Annotated in this window: 13 protein-coding genes and 1 tRNA gene; 3 read left to right on the forward strand and 11 right to left on the reverse strand. The window is 70.6% G+C overall.

The annotated features are described in order from the left end of the window. Positions 1-95: 95 nt before the first annotated feature. Genes ACWDZ4_RS19040 through ACWDZ4_RS19055 form a run of 4 tightly spaced genes read right to left on the reverse strand, consistent with a single transcriptional unit; the run spans position 96 to position 4,791 of the window. Entirely contained in the window at positions 96-1,547 is a 1,452-nt protein-coding gene (locus tag ACWDZ4_RS19040; RefSeq protein WP_451509549.1) for a GH1 family beta-glucosidase, read from the reverse strand. A gap of 36 nt (positions 1,548-1,583) precedes the next feature. Further along, a complete protein-coding gene (locus ACWDZ4_RS19045; protein WP_451509550.1) occupies positions 1,584-2,432 on the reverse strand; it encodes a carbohydrate ABC transporter permease in 849 nt (282 codons plus the stop codon). Further along, positions 2,429-3,451, reverse strand: a complete 1,023-nt coding sequence (locus ACWDZ4_RS19050) for a carbohydrate ABC transporter permease (RefSeq protein WP_451509551.1) — start codon at positions 3,449-3,451, stop codon at positions 2,429-2,431. The genes ACWDZ4_RS19045 and ACWDZ4_RS19050 overlap by 4 nt, the downstream gene beginning before the upstream one ends. After that, positions 3,451-4,791 carry an ABC transporter substrate-binding protein gene (locus tag ACWDZ4_RS19055; RefSeq protein ID WP_451509552.1) on the reverse strand — a complete coding sequence of 447 codons (1,341 nt, stop codon included), beginning with the start codon at positions 4,789-4,791 and terminating at the stop codon, positions 3,451-3,453. The genes ACWDZ4_RS19050 and ACWDZ4_RS19055 overlap by 1 nt, the downstream gene beginning before the upstream one ends. A gap of 249 nt (positions 4,792-5,040) precedes the next feature. Between ACWDZ4_RS19055 and ACWDZ4_RS19060 the strand changes: the two genes are divergently transcribed. Further along, positions 5,041-6,117, forward strand: coding sequence for a LacI family DNA-binding transcriptional regulator (locus ACWDZ4_RS19060; RefSeq protein WP_451509553.1), 1,077 nt, complete (start codon positions 5,041-5,043; stop codon positions 6,115-6,117). 409 nt (positions 6,118-6,526) lie between these two features. Here ACWDZ4_RS19060 and ACWDZ4_RS19065 read toward each other — a convergent pair. From ACWDZ4_RS19065 to ACWDZ4_RS19075, 3 genes are all read right to left on the reverse strand, one after another. Continuing rightward, positions 6,527-6,599, reverse strand: a tRNA-His gene (locus tag ACWDZ4_RS19065). Between the two features lie 90 nt (positions 6,600-6,689). Then, positions 6,690-7,301 (reverse strand): oligoribonuclease, encoded by a 612-nt coding sequence (gene orn / locus ACWDZ4_RS19070; protein ID WP_451509554.1) that lies wholly within the window; start codon positions 7,299-7,301, stop codon positions 6,690-6,692. Positions 7,302-7,306: 5 nt separating this feature from the next. After that, positions 7,307-8,527 (reverse strand): helix-turn-helix domain-containing protein, encoded by a 1,221-nt coding sequence (locus ACWDZ4_RS19075; RefSeq protein WP_451509555.1) that lies wholly within the window; start codon positions 8,525-8,527, stop codon positions 7,307-7,309. An 801-nt stretch (positions 8,528-9,328) separates the two neighbouring features. On the opposite strand from ACWDZ4_RS19075, the gene ACWDZ4_RS19080 reads away from it, so the two are divergent. Then, positions 9,329-9,850 (forward strand): universal stress protein, encoded by a 522-nt coding sequence (locus ACWDZ4_RS19080; RefSeq protein WP_451509556.1) that lies wholly within the window; start codon positions 9,329-9,331, stop codon positions 9,848-9,850. 135 nt (positions 9,851-9,985) lie between these two features. Here ACWDZ4_RS19080 and glmS read toward each other — a convergent pair whose 3' ends face one another. Both glmS and ACWDZ4_RS19090 read right to left on the reverse strand, forming a co-directional pair. Next, positions 9,986-11,803, reverse strand: a complete 1,818-nt coding sequence (gene glmS / locus ACWDZ4_RS19085) for a glutamine--fructose-6-phosphate transaminase (isomerizing) (RefSeq protein ID WP_451509557.1) — start codon at positions 11,801-11,803, stop codon at positions 9,986-9,988. Between the two features lie 34 nt (positions 11,804-11,837). After that, the gene (locus tag ACWDZ4_RS19090; RefSeq protein WP_451509558.1) at positions 11,838-12,119 is read right to left on the reverse strand and encodes a hypothetical protein; all 282 of its coding nucleotides are present in this window, start codon (positions 12,117-12,119) and stop codon (positions 11,838-11,840) included. A 227-nt stretch (positions 12,120-12,346) separates the two neighbouring features. On the opposite strand from ACWDZ4_RS19090, the gene ACWDZ4_RS19095 reads away from it, so the two are divergent. Continuing rightward, a complete protein-coding gene (locus ACWDZ4_RS19095; RefSeq protein ID WP_451509559.1) occupies positions 12,347-13,966 on the forward strand; it encodes a beta-N-acetylhexosaminidase in 1,620 nt (539 codons plus the stop codon). 70 nt (positions 13,967-14,036) lie between these two features. Here ACWDZ4_RS19095 and ACWDZ4_RS19100 read toward each other — a convergent pair whose 3' ends face one another. Both ACWDZ4_RS19100 and ACWDZ4_RS19105 read right to left on the reverse strand, forming a co-directional pair. Further along, positions 14,037-15,857 carry an IucA/IucC family protein gene (locus ACWDZ4_RS19100; RefSeq protein ID WP_451509560.1) on the reverse strand — a complete coding sequence of 607 codons (1,821 nt, stop codon included), beginning with the start codon at positions 15,855-15,857 and terminating at the stop codon, positions 14,037-14,039. Beyond that, positions 15,854-16,441, reverse strand: coding sequence for a GNAT family N-acetyltransferase (locus ACWDZ4_RS19105; RefSeq protein WP_451509561.1), 588 nt, complete (start codon positions 16,439-16,441; stop codon positions 15,854-15,856). The genes ACWDZ4_RS19100 and ACWDZ4_RS19105 overlap by 4 nt, the downstream gene beginning before the upstream one ends. Positions 16,442-16,535 lie beyond the last annotated feature (94 nt).

Genomic DNA, 16,535 nt, shown 5'->3' on the forward strand with positions numbered 1-16,535 from the left:
GGGCGAGTGGAACGACCCCGAGTCCACTCTCCAGGCTACGTCGGATCGGGGAGGGGAGGGAGCGGGAGGGGAGGAGGCCGGGCTCGGGGGCCGGATCACTCGTCCGGCACCGGGCGCGGCAGCACGCCCGTCCTCGCCACCCGCCCGTACCACCGCGCGCTCGACTTCGGCGTACGCTCCTGCGTCCCGTAGTCGACGTACACCGCGCCGAACCGCTTGCTGTAGCCGTACGCCCACTCGAAGTTGTCCATCAGCGACCAGAGGAAGTAGCCGCGCACGTCCGCCCCGTCCCGGATCGCCCGGCGCACCGCCGTCAGGTGACCGTGCAGGTAGCTGATGCGGTCCGGGTCGTGGACCGTGCCGTCGGCGGCCGGCTTGTCGTCGTACGCCGCGCCGTTCTCCGTGATCATCAGCGCCACGCCCGGCGCCTCGCGGGCGTACCGCATCAGCAGGTCGCACAGGCCCGTCGGATCGACGGACCAGTCCATCGCGGTCAGCTCGCCCGGCGGCCGGTGGAAGACGACGGACTCCGAGCCGGGCCAGGGGGAGTGGTCGCCGCCGCCGTGGCCGTCGCGGCCCGAGCCCTTCACGGTGTCGTCGGGCGCCGAAACCACCGCCGGGGCGTAGTAGTTGATGCCCAGCGTGTCCAGCGGCGCTCCGGCCGTCGCCTCGTCCCCGTCCCGTACGAACGACCAGTCCGTCAGGTGCGCGGTGTCGGCGAAGAGGTCGGAGGGGTACGCGCCCGCCAGCATCGGGCCCGTGAAGATCCGGTTCGCGAGGGCGTCGATGCGGCGCCGCGCGTCCAGGTCCCCCGGTGACTGCGTGAGCGGCCTGACCGCGCTCGGATTGAGGCTCACGCCGATCCGCGCGCGGGCCGCAAGCGCGGCGCGCAGCGCCTGGACGGCCAGGCCGTGCGCCAGGTTCAGGTGGTGGGCGGCGCGCAGGGCGGCCACCGGGTCGGTGCGGCCGGGGGCGTGCACCCCGGAGGCGTACCCCAGGAAGGCGCTGCACCACGGCTCGTTGAGGGTGGTCCACAGCTCGACGCGGTCGCCCAGCGCCTCGGCGACCAGGCCCGCGTACTCCGCGAAGCGGTACGCCGTGTCGCGCTCCGGCCAGCCGCCAGTGTCTTCCAGTTCTTGCGGCAGGTCCCAGTGGTACAGGGTGAGGCTGGGCGTGATCCCGGCCGCCAGCAGCTCGTCGGCGAGCGCGCGGTAGAAGTCCAGGCCGCGCTCGCACGCCGGGCCCCGGCCGCCCGGCTGCACGCGCGGCCAGGACACCGAGAAGCGGTACGCGCCCATGCCCAGGTCGGCCATCATCCGTACGTCGCCGGGCATGCGGTGGTAGTGGTCGGCGGCCACGTCCCCGGTGTCACCGCCGAGCACCTTGCCCGGCGTACGGCTGAAGGTGTCCCAGATCGACGGGGTGCGGCCGTCCTTCCGTGCCGCGCCCTCGATCTGGTACGCGGCGGTCGCGGTGCCCCACAGGAAGCCGGGCGGAAAGCTCTCGGTGCCCTCGGTGCCCTCGGTGCTCTCGGTGCTCTCGGTCATGGAAGTCCTCCCGGTACGGAGTGGGGTCGGCGCGCGTCAGCCCTTGACCGCGCCCTGCATGATCCCGCCCACGATCTGCCTCCCGAAGAGCGTGAAGGCCAGCAGCAGCGGCAGCGTGCCGAGCAGGGCGCCGGCCATGACGACCGACTGGTCGGGGACGAACCCCTGACCGAGGTTGGCGAGCGCCACCTGCACGGTCGGGTTGTCCTGGGTCAACGCGATGACCGGCCAGAAGAAGTCGTTCCAGGCGGCCACGAAGGTGAGCATGCCCAGCACCGCCATCGCGGGCCTGGCGGCCGGGAAGACGATGTGCCAGATGATCCGCAGACTGCTCGCGCCGTCCACCCGCGCCGCCTCGATCAGCTCGCTCGGCAGCGCCTGCACCAGGTACTGACGCATGAAGAAGACCCCGAAGGCGCTGACGAGGGTCGGCAGGACGACGGCCTGGAGCTGGTCGGTCCACTCCAGCTCGGCGATGGTCATGAAGAGGGGTACGACGCTGAGCTGCGGCGGCACCATCATCGTGGCGACCACCAGCAGCATCAGCAGGTTCTTGAAGCGGAAGCGCAGCTTGGCGAAGGCGAAGCCGGCCAGGGTCGAGAAGAGGACGGTCCCCAGGGCGACGGTCCCGGCCACCACCGCCGTGTTGAGCAGGGCGAGCCCCATGTTGGCGTCGGTCCAGGCGGTCTGGAGGTTCTTGAAGAGGTTCCCGCCGAACCAGAACGGCGGCGGCGTCTGCGACAGCCGGGTGCTGTTGCGGGAGGCCGCGACCGCCGTCCAGACGAGGGGGAACAGCGAGCCGGCCGTGAAGACGGTCAGCACGGCGTAGGTGAGGGGGCCGCCGTGCAGATGGCGGCCGGCGCGCACACGCGTCAGTTTCGTCATTGGCTCCTCCTCAGGCGGCGGGCGATGAGCAGGTACACGCCCGCGACGATCAGCAGGATCAGGAACATCGCCCAGGCGATCGCGGAGGCCCGGCCGAGGTGGAAGTTGAACCAGCCCTGCTCGTACAGGTAGAGGCCGAGCGTCTGGAACTGGTGCGACGCCCCGCCCTTCTGCCCGCCCGCCCCGCCGAACAGCAGCGGTTCGCCGAACAGCTGCGTCGCGCCGATCGTCGAGACGACGACCGTGAAGAGGATCGTCGGCCGCAGGGAGGGGATGGTGACGTGGAGGAACTGCTGCCAGCGCGTCGCCCCGTCCAGCGCCGCCGACTCGTACAGATCGTTCGGCACGGCCTGCATCGCGGCCAGATAGATCAGCGCGTTGTAGCCCGTCCACCGCCAGACCACGATCGAGGAGACCGCCACCTGCGACGACAGGGTCCCGCTCTGCCAGTCGACCTTCCCGAGCCCCACCGCGTCCAGCGCCCAGTTGATCATCCCGTAGTCGCGTCCGAAGAGGAGGACGAAGACGAGTGTCGCGGCGGCCACCGAAGTGGCGTACGGCGTGAGGATCGCGACCCGGAAGAAGCCCGAGGCGCGCAGCCGGTAGTTGAGCAGGTGCGCGATGCCCAGCGCCATCAGCAGCTGCGGCACCGTCGAGAGGATGCCGATGGTGAAGGTGTTGCGCAGCGCGTTCCAGAAGAACTCGTCCTCCAGCAGCCGCGTGTAGTTGTGCAGCCCCGCCCACCGCATGTCGTTCGGCGCCGACAGCGACACGCGGTGCAGCGACGACCAGCCCGTATAGAGGAGGGGGAAGACCCCGAAGGCCGCGAAGAAGACGAAGAAGGGCGCGACGAAGGCGTACGGGCTGTACTTCGTGTCCCAGCGGTAGCGCCTGCTGCGCCACGCCCGGCGGCGGTCGGTGTCCCCCGGCCGCCCGCCCGCCGCCGGCGCCGCTTCCGGGCGGTCCGCGGCCGCGTCCCCCGCGGAGGGGGACACCGCGTGGTCGGTGTACGGGCGCATCAGCCGCCGTCCACCGCGTTGTCGATCTCCTTCAGGGCCGCTTCCCAGCCCTGCTCCGGGCTCTTGCCCTGCTGCTCCACCTGGAGGATGCCGACGTCACCGAAAGCGGTACCGATCTGCTGGTCCTTCGGGCCGAGCACCAGCGTCGGGATGCCCTTGGCCGCCTCGGCGAAGAGCCGCCCGGTGGGCGCGTCGCCGAAGTACGGGTTCCTGGCGCCCGAGACCGCGTCCAGTTCGTACGCCGGCGGGGTGGACGGGAAGCTCGCCTGCTGGTCGAAGAGTTTCGCCTGCTGTTCGGGCGCGGTCAGCCAGGCCGCGAGCTTGACCGCCTCCGCCTTGTTCCTGCCCGCCTTCGGTACGCCGATGAACGAGCCGCCCCAGTTGGCGGGTTTGGGGGCCGCCGCGACGTCCCACTTGTCCTCGCCCGCCGCTCCCGCCTTCTCCTTGATGTAGCCGAGCATCCACGGCGGGCAGGAGACGGTGGCGAAGGTCCCGTTCGCGTACGCCTGGTCCCACGCCTTGTCGAACTGCTTCAGCTTTCCGGTCAGTCCGCCCGTCGCGGCCTGCATCGCCAGGTCCCAGGCGGTCTTCACGGCCGGGCTGTCCTTGTAGATCAATTCACCGTCGGCGCCGTAGAAGCGCTCCGCGTAGCCGTTGTTGACGGCGGCGAAGAGACCGGCCGCCGAGTCGGTGAACGTGGTGCCCTCGGGCCCCTTCGCCTTGTACCGCTTGCCGGCGTCGACGTACTTCTGCCAGTCGCCCGCCCACAGCTTGCCGACGGCCTCACGGTCGGTCGGCAGCCCCGCCTTCTCGAACAGGTCCTTGCGGTAGCACATGCCCATGGGCCCGATGTCGGTGCCGAGCGCGACGGTCCGCCCGTCCTTGGTGGTCCCCTGCGCCCACTTCCAGTCCAGCCAGTTCGACTTGTCGACGCCGGGCGCCTCGGACAGGTCCTCGAACTTGTCGGCCTGGGTGGTGGCGATCTCGTTGATGTTCCCGACCTCTATGGCCTGGATGTCCTGGAGGCCGCTGTTGGCCGCGAGGTGCGTCAGCAGTTCCGGGTAGTACGTGTCGACGCGCTCGGTCACGTCCTCCTTGATGAGGATCTCCGGGTGCAGCTTCATGTACGCGTCGTAGAGCCCGGCCTGCTTGTAGCCGAAGACCCCGAAGGTGCCGATCTCGATCGTGGTCCTGCCCCCGGCGTCCGTCCCGCTGTTGCCGGAGCCGCCGTCCGGGTCGTCGCTGTCCTCGGCACAGCCGCCGAGCAGGCCGGCGCCGAGTGCCACGACAACGGCGACGACCACCGCCCGGTGGGGCGTTCGGGTGCTGATGATGCGCATTGCGTCCTCCTTGTGCCCTGACGTGCCGACCGCCGGTCAACTGTGCTGGTGAGCCCTTGAATTGCGGCTGCGCCCCGGGCGGGGAACGTGCGGGATGTGTATGGGTCAGGTAGGGTGGGAGCGCTCCCACTTGTGATGTGTTGAAGGTTCGCGGCTCTCTGTGGGAGTGTCAAGACGCCGGACGGCGGGATGTGCGGTCCGAGACCGCTATGAGGTATTGCGCAGCGCCGGACCGCGACCGGACGGCACATGGGGCGGGGAGGTCGGGACATCGTGACGCGTGGATTCCGGAACCGGAGCGGCGGACGGCCGACTCTCGAAGAAGTGGCCGCACGCGCCGGTGTCGGCCGGGGCACCGCCTCCCGGGTGGTCAACGGATCCCCGCGGGTGAGCGAGGAGACCCGCGCCGCCGTCGAGGCCGCCGTCGACGAGCTGGGGTACGTACCGAACCGCGCGGCCCGCGCCCTCGCCGCCAACCGCGCCGACGCCGTCGCGCTCGTCGTCCCCGAGGTCGAGTCCCGCTTCTTCGCCGAGCCGTACTTCTCCGACATCCTGCGGGGCGTCGGCGCCGCCCTCGACAGGACCGAGATGCAGCTGCTGCTCACCATCGTCGGCAACGACCGCGAGCGCGGCCGCCTGGCGCACTACCTCGCGGGCCACCGGGTCGACGGCGTCCTGCTGGTCTCCGTACGCGCCGACGACCCGCTGCCCGAGCTGCTGGCCGGGCTGGGCATACCGACCGTCATCAGCGGCCGCCGCTCCGAGCGCGAGCCGCTCGCCTGGGTCGACGCGGACAACGTGGCGGGCGCGCGCGGCGCCGTGGACCACCTCGTGGCGCGCGGCCGCCGCACGATAGCCACCATCACCGGACGGCTCGACGTGTACGGCGCCCAGTGCCGTCTCGACGGTTACCGGCAGGCACTGGCCGCGGCCGGCCTCGACGCCGACGAGCGGCTGATCGCCCCCGCCGACTTCACCGAGGCGGGCGGCCGCCGCGCCATGACGGAACTGCTGGAGCGCCGCCCGGACCTCGACGCGGTCTTCGCCGCGTCCGACGTGATGGCGGCGGGCGCCCGCCAGGTCCTGCGCGAGCGGGGCCGCAGCGTTCCCGGCGATGTGGCCCTGGTCGGCTTCGACGACTCGGTCATCGCCCGCCACATGGACCCGCCTCTGACCAGCGTCCGGCAGCCGATAGAGGAGATGGGCCGCGAGATGGCCCGGGTCCTGCTCGCCGAGATCGCCGACCGCCGCCCGCTGGGCACCCGCAGCATCGCCCCCCGCCAGGTCGTGCTCCCGACGGAGCTGGTGACCCGCGCGTCGTCATGACGGCCATGACGACTCACGGAACGCACAAGATCCGGGCCCCCGGCCTGCTCCCGTGGGGACACCCCCGACGGCGAGCCCTTCGGCCTCGGCGGGGTGAGTCGAAAACGCCCCGTCCGCAGGGGGGCGTCGTGTCGCCAGGCTGGCTTACGGACAGTTGTAGATGACATCGGCGAGGGCCTTGAACTGCCCGGCGGCCTGCTCTTCGCCGGACCGTCCGAACTGTCAGGCGCCGGCCTCGCGTCACTTCACTTGGCAGGCGATCGTTCCGTCGCCCAGGGGCGCCCTGCAGTGCTCGCCATGGGCAGACCATGCGACCGGCGTGAGGGCTCTGTGCTCCCATCGCGTTCCCAAAGTTCCGGGAACGAAAAAGCTCTGACCTGTTTTTACAGGTCAGAGCTTGATCATTCAGGGTGAGTGACGGGACTTGAACCCGCGGCCACCTGGACCACAACCAGGTGCTCTACCAACTGAGCTACACCCACCGTGGCCGGTCGTTACCGACCGGCTGAGAAAAAGTGTACAGGGTCCCAGAGGGTGCTCGCGCCCAGGTTTCGCCGGGCGTCACCGGGTGCTTACTCCGCGGGCTGCGCAGGCAGGACGTACTTCGCGGCGATCTTCTTCGCCGTGTCGGAGTCGGGTCCGGGCTGGGGCACGAAGACCGCCTCCCGGTAGTAGCGCAGCTCCGCGATGGAGTCCTTGATGTCGGCGAGCGCCCGGTGGTTGCCGTTCTTCTCCGGACTGTTGAAGTACGCCCGCGGGAACCAGCGGCGGGCCAGCTCCTTGACCGACGAGACGTCCACGATCCGGTAGTGGAGGTACGCCTCCAGCGTCGACATGTCGCGCAGCAGGAACCCGCGGTCGGTGCCGACCGAGTTTCCGCACAGCGGGGCCCTGCCGGGCTCCTTCACGTATTTCTTCACGTACGCCAGGACCTGCTCCTCGGCGTCGGCCAGCGTCGTTCCGCCGGCCAGTTCGTCGAGGAGACCCGAGGCGGTGTGCATCTGCCGCACCACCTCGGGCATGGTCTCCAGGGCCGCGTCCGGCGGGCGGATCACGATGTCCACCCCTTCGCCGAGCACGTTGAGCTCCGAGTCGGTGACCAGTGCGGCCACCTCGATAAGTGCGTCGTCCGTCAGCGAGAGCCCGGTCATCTCGCAGTCGATCCACACCATGCGATCGTTCATGTGTCTCACCCTACGGGGCGTTCCCGCTGGCCGGGCAGCGTCGGACGGCCCGGGGCGTAGGCGTCGGAGCCGGGTTTCCCCGGCTCGTGGGCGGCCGACGCGGTCGCGGAGGGGCCCGCCGGTGTGCTCGCCGCCGCCGCGCGCCTGGCCTGCTGCGGCAGCGCGTCCACGGTCTGGGCGACCGCGGGCGGGGCCGGGTGGATCTCGCTCTGCGGCCGCCGGGCCCGGTAGGCGGCCCGGTACGCGGCCGGGGACGAGCCCAGCTGGCGCCGGAAGTGCCCGCGCAGCGCGACCGGCGAGCGGAAGCCGCAGCGGCCCGCGACCTCGTCGACCGAGTAGTCGGACGTCTCCAGCAGACGCTGCGCCTGGAGCACCCGCTGGGTGATCAGCCACTGCAGGGGAGCGCTTCCGGTGAGGGAACGGAAACGCCGGTCGAAGGTGCGGCGGCTCATGTAGGCGCGCGCGGCCAGCGTCTCCACGTCGAACTGCTCGTGGAGGTGCTCCAGCGCCCAGGCGACGACCTCGGCGAGCGGGTCGGCGCCGATCTCCTCCGGTAAAGACCTGTCGAGGTAGCGCTCCTGTCCGCCGCTGCGGCGCGGCGGTACGACGAGCCTGCGGGCCAGCGCCCCGGCGGCCTCGGTGCCGTGGTCCGTACGCACGATGTGCAGGCACAGGTCGATTCCGGCCGCCGTGCCGGCCGATGTGAGGACGTCGCCGTCGTCGACGAAGAGCTCGCGCGGGTCGACGTGGACCGACGGGTAGCGCTTGGCGAGCGTCGGCGCGTACATCCAGTGCGTGGTGGCCGGGCGGCCGTCGAGCAGCCCGGCCGCAGCCAGGACGAAGGCGCCGGTGCACAGCCCGACGATGCGGGCACCCTCCTCGTGGGCGCGGCGCAGGGCGTCGAGCGCTTCCGGCGGCGGTGGCGAGGTGATGGACCGCCACGCCGGCACGACGACGGTGCCGGCCCGGCTCATCGCCTCCAGGCCGTAGGGGGCGGTCAGTTCGAGCCCGCCGGTGGTGCGCAGCGGTCCGTCCTCGCCGGCGCACACCAGCAGGCGGTATCGGGGCACTCCTGCGTCCTGCCGGTCGATGCCGAACACGGAGAGCGGGATCGAGCTCTCGAAAATGGGGCCGCCGCTGAAGAGCAGCACCGCTACGATCTCCCGGCGGCGGCGTCCGGAGAGCTTCCGTGCGGCCTCCGGTACGGCAGTGGAGTCCTGGCTCATGACGCTAAGCCCCCCTTGGTGTTCGCGTCCTCTCGGTCCTGCACGTTTCCCCTCGGTCCTGCATGATTCCCCCGCCGTATATACCCATGATCGAATCTACTGTGTCCCGTGGCGCCGGCGTGACAACTTCGGCATTCGGCACTATGTCGACAAGGCCACTTGGCGCGAAGCATTCGATCACGAAGCGTTCCACTCGCGGGCCCCGCAGGGAAGTGCGCCTCGCCCTCATGGCCCGTCCCCGTAGGGTGCGTTGGCCGGAGACGGTCCTTTCACGCCTGGTGGAACAGGGGTTGAGGGGTCATTCCGCCAAGGGTGGGGCTGCGGCATGAAGTTGGCTGAAAAGCTATGGGCGCGGGAGTGCCGGGTCGCTGTTTCCCCGGCGCACTTCCCTCGCTGTGGTGCCCGCCCCGGCGTCCGCGGGCGCGGCCGCGCCCGTCCTTCCGCCGCCGCTGTCACCGCTGCCACCCGCGGGCACGGCCGAACGTACCCCGGTGAACCGCGTCGCCGGCCGCGCTGTCGGCCATGTCGTCGATCATGTCCGCCGGGCGCCGCGGCCGACGGCGCTCGTCCGCCAAGACACCTGTAAGGGGCAACCGGCATTGCCTTACGGGCCGGGCTCGTGCATGCTCCCTTGGACGCCGTCCGAGGGGCGGTCGGCTCTGGGCAGAAGGGGAGTGTCGCCGTACCCTTGGGGGTATGGGGTTGGGAAGGTGATTCCCGGACACAGCTCCACCGCTCATTGCCACTCTTTCCCTCAATAAAAGCGACCCCTCCTCAGAGGACTTCTTCGCCGAGACACCCATGGCCGGTCACGAAATGCCCGAACCCGCGGACCGCAAGCAGGTCGCCGATCCCCTGGACGACCTCCGGGCGGTGGAACAAACGCGCCATTCCTGCGATCCCGCCTTCCAGCACGGTGTCGTCGTCGGCTTCGACGGTTCCACCTCCAGCGAGCGGGCACTCTCGTACGCCATCGGCATGGCGGTGCGGTCGGGCTCCGGTCTGATCATCGTCCATGTGGCCAACAGGCTGCCGACCACGGTCTGGGCGGGATGCGAGCCGCCGGTCTTCGTGGACGTACCGGATCACCGCACCGAGGTGCTCGGACTGGAGCTGGCCTGCGCGGACTACCTCTCCGAAGTGCCGTGGATCCTCGTCGAGCGCGGTGGCGACATCTGCCACGAGCTGGAGGAGGTCGGCCAGGAGTACTCGGCCGACGCGATCGTGGTCGGGACGACGCACGGCCTGGTCGGGCGGATCTTCGGCTCGGTGGCGGGCCGGCTGGCGCGGCGCGCGCAGCGGCCGGTCATCGTGATCCCCTGATGTCCTGATGCCCTGATGCCCTGATGCCCTGATGCCCTGATGCCCTGATTCCTTGAGCGCCGCGACACAAGGCCGGCCCCCTGCTCCGTGCGGGGGCCGGCCTCCGTCGTACCTGCGGGTTCGATCCGCCGGCCGTTACTCGACCGTCACGGACTTGGCGAGGTTGCGCGGCTTGTCGATGTCGCGGCCCATGGCCAGCGCCGTGTGGTAGGCGAGGAGCTGGAGCGGAATGCCCATGAGGATCGGGTCCAGCTCCGTCTCGTTCTTCGGGACCACAATGGTGTGGTCGGCCTTTTCCTGCTCGCGGTGCGCGACCGCCAGGATCCGGCCGCTGCGCGCCTTGATCTCCTCCAGCGCCGCGCGGTTCTTCTCCAGCAGATCGTCGTCGGGCACGATCGCGACCGTCGGCAGGGCGGGCTCGATCAGGGCGAGCGGACCGTGCTTGAGCTCGGAGGCCGGGTACGCCTCGGCGTGGATGTAGGAGATCTCCTTCAGCTTGAGGGATGCCTCCAGCGCCACCGGGTAACCGCGCACACGCCCGATGAACATCATCGACTGGGCGCCCGCGTACTCCTCGGCGATCTTCTTGATCTCGTCCTCGGTCTCCAGGATCGCGGCGATCTGGGCGGGCAGCTTGCGCAGGCCCGCGATGAGCCGCTTGCCGTCGGCGACGGACAGGTCGCGGATACGGCCCAGGTGCAGGGCGAGCAGCGCGAAGGCGACGACCGTGTTGGTGAAGCACTTGGTGGAGACGACGCAGACCTCGGGGCCGGCGTGCACGTACATGCCGCCGTCGGCCTCACGGGCGATCGCCGAGCCGACGACGTTGACCACGCCGAGGACGCGGGCGCCCTTGCGCTTGAGCTCCTGCACGGCCGCCAGCACGTCGTACGTCTCACCGGACTGGGAGACGGCGACGTAGAGGGTGTCGGGGTCCACGACCGGGTTGCGGTAGCGGAACTCGGACGCGGGCTCGGCGTCGGCGGGGATGCGGGCCAGCTCCTCGATCAGCTGCGCGCCGATCATGCCCGCGTGGTACGACGTGCCGCAGCCGAGGATCTTGACGCGGCGGATCCCGCGCGCCTCGCGGGCGTCCAGGTTCAGGCCGCCCAGGTGCACGGTGGAGAAGCGGTCGTCGATGCGGCCGCGCAGCACGCGGTCCACGGCGTCGGCCTGCTCGGAGATCTCCTTGTGCATGTACGTGTCGTGGCCGCCCATGTCGTACGACTCGGCCTCCCACTCCACGGTGGTCGGCGTGGCCGTCGTACGCGACCCCTCGGTGGTGTACGTGCGGAAGTCGTCGGCCTTGAGGGTGGCCATCTCGCCGTCTTCGAGGGTGACGATCTGGCGGGTGTGCGAGACCAGCGCGGCGATGTCGGAGGCGACGAACATCTCCTTCTCGCCGATGCCGAGGACGACCGGCGAGCCGTTGCGGGCGACGACGATGCGGTCGGAGAAGTCGGCGTGCATGACGGCGATGCCGTACGTGCCCTCGACGTGGCGCAGCGCCTCGCGGACCTTCTCCTCCAGCGTCACGGCCTGGGAGCGGGCGACGAGGTGGACCAGGACCTCGGTGTCGGTCTCGGAGAGGAACTCGACGCCGTCGGCGACCAGCTTGGCGCGCAGCTCGGTGGCGTTGTCGATGATGCCGTTGTGCACGACGGCGACCCTGCCCTCGGCGTCGAGGTGCGGGTGCGCGTTCTCGTCGCTCGGGGCGCCGTGGGTGGCCCAGCGGGTGTGGGCGATGCCGGTGGTGCCGGCGAAGCGCTTGGGGACCCTGGCCTCCAGGTCGCGGACGCGGCCCTTGGCCTTGACCATCTTCAGGCCACTGGCCTTGGGGCTCGTCACCACGATGCCCGCCGAGTCGTAGCCGCGGTACTCCAGGCGCTGGAGCCCTTCGAGCAGCAGCGGGGCGACGTCACGCTTGCCGATATAACCGACGATTCCGCACATATGTTCTCTGTCCCTCGAGTCGTTGAGTGGGCGCTCAGCCGTAGACGATGCGGCGCAGCTGGCGGAGCGAGAGCTCCGGCGGCGCCACGGCGCGGTGCGGCAGCTCGGCCGCGATCCGCTCGAAGATCTCCGCGTTCACCAGGCCGCCGGACTGGAGTTCGCGGTGGCGGCGGCGCACGAAGTCCTCGGCCGTCTCGTCGAAGTACGCCAGCACGTCGAGCACCACCCGGGCGGCCTCACCGCGCGGGAGCGCGGTGCTGCGGATCAGGTGGTCGATGAGGTCGTCGTGCGGCGACGAAGGACGGCGTTCGAGCACCCGTAGATACTGCGGGGGATTCGGGGCGTACGCAAGAATCCTGCCCGAATGCGGGCAGGATCTCACTTCTGGCGTGGGGGGTGCCGATTGCGTCCGGGTGTCTCCCGGAGCAGGACACGGACGCGGAAGTGGTCTAAACCCTTGACCCCGAAGTGGGCGCGCGATACGCATGGTGACCGTTCGCCTGCACTACGCCACTGTTGCGAAGCCCGCCGAAGGGACCGCCCGTGAGTCAACGCAGAACGCTCCCCCGCCTGTTCGCTCCGCTGGTCGTTGCCGTCATCGTCGGCGGCGCCACCGGCGCGACGAGCATCGCGGCCACCCCGGCGGCCGCCGGGCCCGCCGCGGAAGCAAGACCGCTGGGCCAAGTGATTCCGGCGCCCGCCTCCGTCTCCGAGGGCGGGCCTTCCTACGCCCTCACGCACCGGACGCGCATCAGGGTCGACGACGACTCGCGCGAGGCGCGGCGGATCGGCTCGTACCTCGCGGGCATCCTGCGTCCGTCCACCGGCTACGCGCTCGCGGTCACGGAGAGGGACGCCAAGGACGGGATCCGGCTGCGGCTCGGCTCCGGGGACGCCTCGCTGGGCGACGAGGGGTACCGGCTGGAGTCCGGACGCCACGGGGTCACCATCACCGCCCGCAAACCCGCCGGGCTCTTCCACGGCGTGCAGACGCTCCGTCAGCTGCTGCCCGCCTCCGTGGAGGAGGACACCCGGCAGCGGGGGCCGTGGAAGGTCGCGGGCGGCACGATCGAGGACGCGCCGCGCTACGGCTACCGGGGCGCGATGCTCGACGTGTCGCGCCACTTCTTCGGCGTCGACAAGGTCAAGACGTACATCGACCAGATGGCGCTCTACAAGGTCAACAAGCTGCACCTGCACCTCTCCGACGACCAGGGCTGGCGCATCGCCGTCGACTCCTGGCCGCGGCTCGCGACGTACGGCGGCTCGACCCAGGTCGGCGGCGGCCCCGGCGGCTACTACACGAAGGCCGACTACAAGGAGATCCTGCGGTACGCCGCCTCCCGCCACCTGGAGGTCGTCCCCGAGATCGACCTGCCGGGGCACACCAACGCGGCGCTCGCCTCGTACCCCGAACTGAACTGCGACGGCGTCGCCCCGCCCCTCTACACGGGGACCAGCGTCGGCTTCAGCTCGCTGTGCGTGGCGAAGGACATCACGTACAGGTTCGTGGACGACGTGGTGCGCGAGATCGCCGCCATGACGCCCGGGAAGTACCTCCACATCGGCGGCGACGAGGCGCACTCCACCTCGCACGCGGACTACGCCGCCTTCATGGAGAAAGCACAGGCCGTCGTCGGCAAGTACGGCAAGACGGTGATGGGCTGGCACCAGCTGACCGGCGCCGAGCCGGCCGAGGGCGCCGTCGCCCAGTACTGGGGCCTCGACAGGACGTCGGCGGCGGAGAAGGCGCAGGTCGCCCGTGCCGCGCAGAACGGGACGAAGCTGGTGCTGTCGCCGGCCGACCGGGCGTACCTCGACATGAAGTACGACAAGAACACGCCGCTGGGGCTCACCTGGGCGGGCCATGTGGAGGTGCGGCGCTCCTACGACTGGAACCCGGGGGCGTACCTGCCGGGCGCGCCGGCCGAGTCGGTCCTCGGGGTCGAGGCGCCGCTGTGGTCGGAGACCCTGTGGACCAACGACCAGGTCGAGTTCATGGCGTTCCCGAGGCTGCCGGGCATCGCCGAGCTGGGCTGGTCGCCGGCGGCCACGCACGACTGGGACGCGTACAAGGTGCGGCTGGCGGCCCAGGGGCCGCGGTTCTCGGCGCTGGGGATCGACCACTACCGCTCGGCGCAGGTGCCCTGGCCGGCGGAGTAGGGACGGAGAGGGTGCGGCGGGCGTCCGTGAGGGCCTGGGACACGGGCGCCCGCCCGTTCGTCGCTCCCGGTCAGGCGGGTGCGTACCGCGCGATCGGGTTGTCGAGGGTGCCGACGAGCTGGAGCGCGCCCGACGGGTCCTGGAGGTCGACCATCTGCTTGTTGTTGCGCAGCTGGAGCCGGTTCAGGCAGGACAGCGCGAACTCCGGCGCGAACATGTCGTACTGCTTGAACTTGTCCGCGAGCTGCGGGTGCGCCTCCTGGTAGTCGGCCACGCACTCCGCCACCGTCCGCCAGAAGGTGTCCTCGTCGACGACGCCGTCGGTGGCGAGCGTGGCACCGAGGAAGCGGAAGAAGCAGTCGAAGACGTCGGTGAAGATCGACAGCAGCTTCATGTCGTCGGGCACGTCGGCGCGGACGCGCTCGACGGCGGGCGGCAGCACCGCGTCCGGGTCCATCACGCAGATCTCCTCCGCGATGTCCTTGAAGACCGCCCGGGTGACGACGCCGTCCTCGACGGCGAGGATGACGTTCTCGCCGTGCGGCATGTAGACCAGGTCGTACGCGTAGAAGCTGTGCAGCAGCGGCGTGAGGTACGCGTGGAGGTAGCGGCGCAGCCACTCGGCCGGTTCGAGGCCCGACTCGGCGATGAGGGCGCCCGCGAGGGACGCGCCCTCGTGGTCGGTGTGCAGCAGCGACGCCATGGTGGCGAGGCGCTCGCCCGGCGCCAGGGACGGGACGGGGCTCTCGCGCCAGAGCGCGGCGAGCATCTTCAGGTACGGGGAGCCCTTGGCGGTGGCGGCCTCGTACTGGCGGTGGTGGTAGCCGATGGCCGCGCGCTCACGGATGATCGTCAGGCCGGTCGCCCGGAGGGTCTCGTCGTTCTCGATCAGACCGGACAGCCAGTCGTTGATGGCGGGCGTGGCCTCCATGTAGGCGGCGGACAGGCCGCGCATGAAGCCCATGTTGATGACGGACAGCGCCGTTTTGACGTAGTGCTTCGCCGGGTCGCTCGTGTTGAAGAAGGTACGGATCGACTGCTGGGCGAGGTAGCTGTCGTCGCCCGCGCCGAGGCAGACGAGGCGGTGCTGGGCGACCTCGGCGGCGAAGGTGACGGAGAGCTTGTTCCACCACTGCCAGGGGTGGACCGGGATGAGGTAGTAGTCGGCCGGGTCCAGGCCGAGGCCGGTCAGCGTCGCCGCGAACCGGTCGAGGACCGCGTCGCCCAGTTCGGCGCGTACGAAGTCCTCGTACTCCAGCCCGGCGCCGGCCGTGAAGGTGGCGTGGTCGCGGCGGGCGGCCAGCCAGATCAGCCGGACGGGGGAGGCGGCCTCGGGGGCGTACGAGCGGTACTCGTCGATGCCGAAGCCGAGACGGCCGTTGTTGGCGACGAAGCAGGGGTGGCCCTCGGTCATCCCCGTCTCGATGGCCTGGAAATCGGCGCGGGCCAGCTCGGCGGCGGTGACGGGCTCCTTGGTGAGCTTGTACGCCGTACCGGAGAGGGTGGAGCTGATCTCCTCCAGGTAGACGGGGAGGATCTCCGGGCTCAGGCCGAGTGCCCCGCGCAGCTCGATGAAGAACTCGAGGGCGTCGAGGGGGATCTCGGCGCCGTCGCGGTGGCGGGTGATGGACTCGGGGAGGACCTGCCAGTGGTCGAGCGCGTGGCGGCGGGCGGTGAAGCGGTACTCGGTCGCGCCGTCGTCGGAGCGGACGGCGTACCTGTCTCCCCCGGAGCCGGAAGCCTGGGAGGGGCCCCCGGTGAGGGGCTCGGGGGTCAGCAGGCGCTCGTGGGAGAACTCGGCGAGCGCTTTGCGGACGAGGAGCCGGCTCGCGTGGGCCCAGCGCTCGGGGGAGAGGTGGGAGACGGCGCCGGTGGGGCTCTCGCGGTTCACAGGGCGGCTCCGGCGGTGCGGCGTGCGGCTTCGAACCGGGCGCGCGTGCAGACGCTCAGGTAGGCGTCCTTCTCCGGCTTGGCGATCTTCTCGACGATCTCGAAGCCGACGGCCTCGTTGAGGCGGTGGACGGCGTCGTTGCGCACGTCGGGCTCGACGACGACGCGGCGGGTGGCCGGGTCCGCGAACAGCTCCTCCATCACCGCGGTGATCACGGCGCGGGTGAAGCCGTGGACGGGCTTGTCGGTCGGTGCGACCAGGAAGTGCATGCCGACGTCGCCGGGCTGGGCGTCGTACAGGCCCACGAGCTCGACGTGGGCCGGGTCGTAGCGCTCCATGAGGAAGGCGGGCTCGCCCTCGTACTCGCCGATGAAGGCGTCGTGGTGCTCGGCGGCGGCTATCGCCATGTACTCGCGCTCGACGTCCGCCAGCGACGCGTCCTGCATCATCCAGAAGGCGGCCTTGGGATGGGTGACCCAGCCGTGCAGCAGCTCGAAGTCCGAAATGGGGCCTCCCCTGCCCGAACGGAGTCGAGAGCTTGGGGAAGGGTCGAGGGGGCGGATGGTGAACTGTGTGCTGCTCATCAATTGGGTCCTTGTGTGGATACCCCCGCCTGCAGGCGGGGGAGGAAACGCATCCGTGCTTCGGTGGTGCGGAGTGTCGATGCGCTGGGTTCGA

It is taken from the genome of Streptomyces sp. NPDC003016 (assembly GCF_053591455.1).

What these genes read in the sequence shown, in the direction of transcription:
- orn (WP_451509554.1), bottom strand. Translation starts at nt 7,301, where the DNA reads ATGAACGATCGCATGGTGTGGATCGACTGCGAGATGACCGGGCTCTCG.
- ACWDZ4_RS19050 (WP_451509551.1), bottom strand. Translation starts at nt 3,451, where the DNA reads ATGCGCCCGTACACCGACCACGCGGTGTCCCCCTCCGCGGGGGACGCG.
- ACWDZ4_RS19060 (WP_451509553.1), top strand. Translation starts at nt 5,041, where the DNA reads ATGGGGCGGGGAGGTCGGGACATCGTGACGCGTGGATTCCGGAACCGG.
- ACWDZ4_RS19080 (WP_451509556.1), top strand. Translation starts at nt 9,329, where the DNA reads ATGGCCGGTCACGAAATGCCCGAACCCGCGGACCGCAAGCAGGTCGCC.
- ACWDZ4_RS19075 (WP_451509555.1), bottom strand. Translation starts at nt 8,527, where the DNA reads ATGAGCCAGGACTCCACTGCCGTACCGGAGGCCGCACGGAAGCTCTCC.
- ACWDZ4_RS19055 (WP_451509552.1), bottom strand. Translation starts at nt 4,791, where the DNA reads ATGCGCATCATCAGCACCCGAACGCCCCACCGGGCGGTGGTCGTCGCC.
- ACWDZ4_RS19045 (WP_451509550.1), bottom strand. Translation starts at nt 2,432, where the DNA reads ATGACGAAACTGACGCGTGTGCGCGCCGGCCGCCATCTGCACGGCGGC.
- glmS (WP_451509557.1), bottom strand. Translation starts at nt 11,803, where the DNA reads ATGTGCGGAATCGTCGGTTATATCGGCAAGCGTGACGTCGCCCCGCTG.
- ACWDZ4_RS19105 (WP_451509561.1), bottom strand. Translation starts at nt 16,441, where the DNA reads ATGAGCAGCACACAGTTCACCATCCGCCCCCTCGACCCTTCCCCAAGC.
- ACWDZ4_RS19040 (WP_451509549.1), bottom strand. Translation starts at nt 1,547, where the DNA reads ATGACCGAGAGCACCGAGAGCACCGAGGGCACCGAGGGCACCGAGAGC.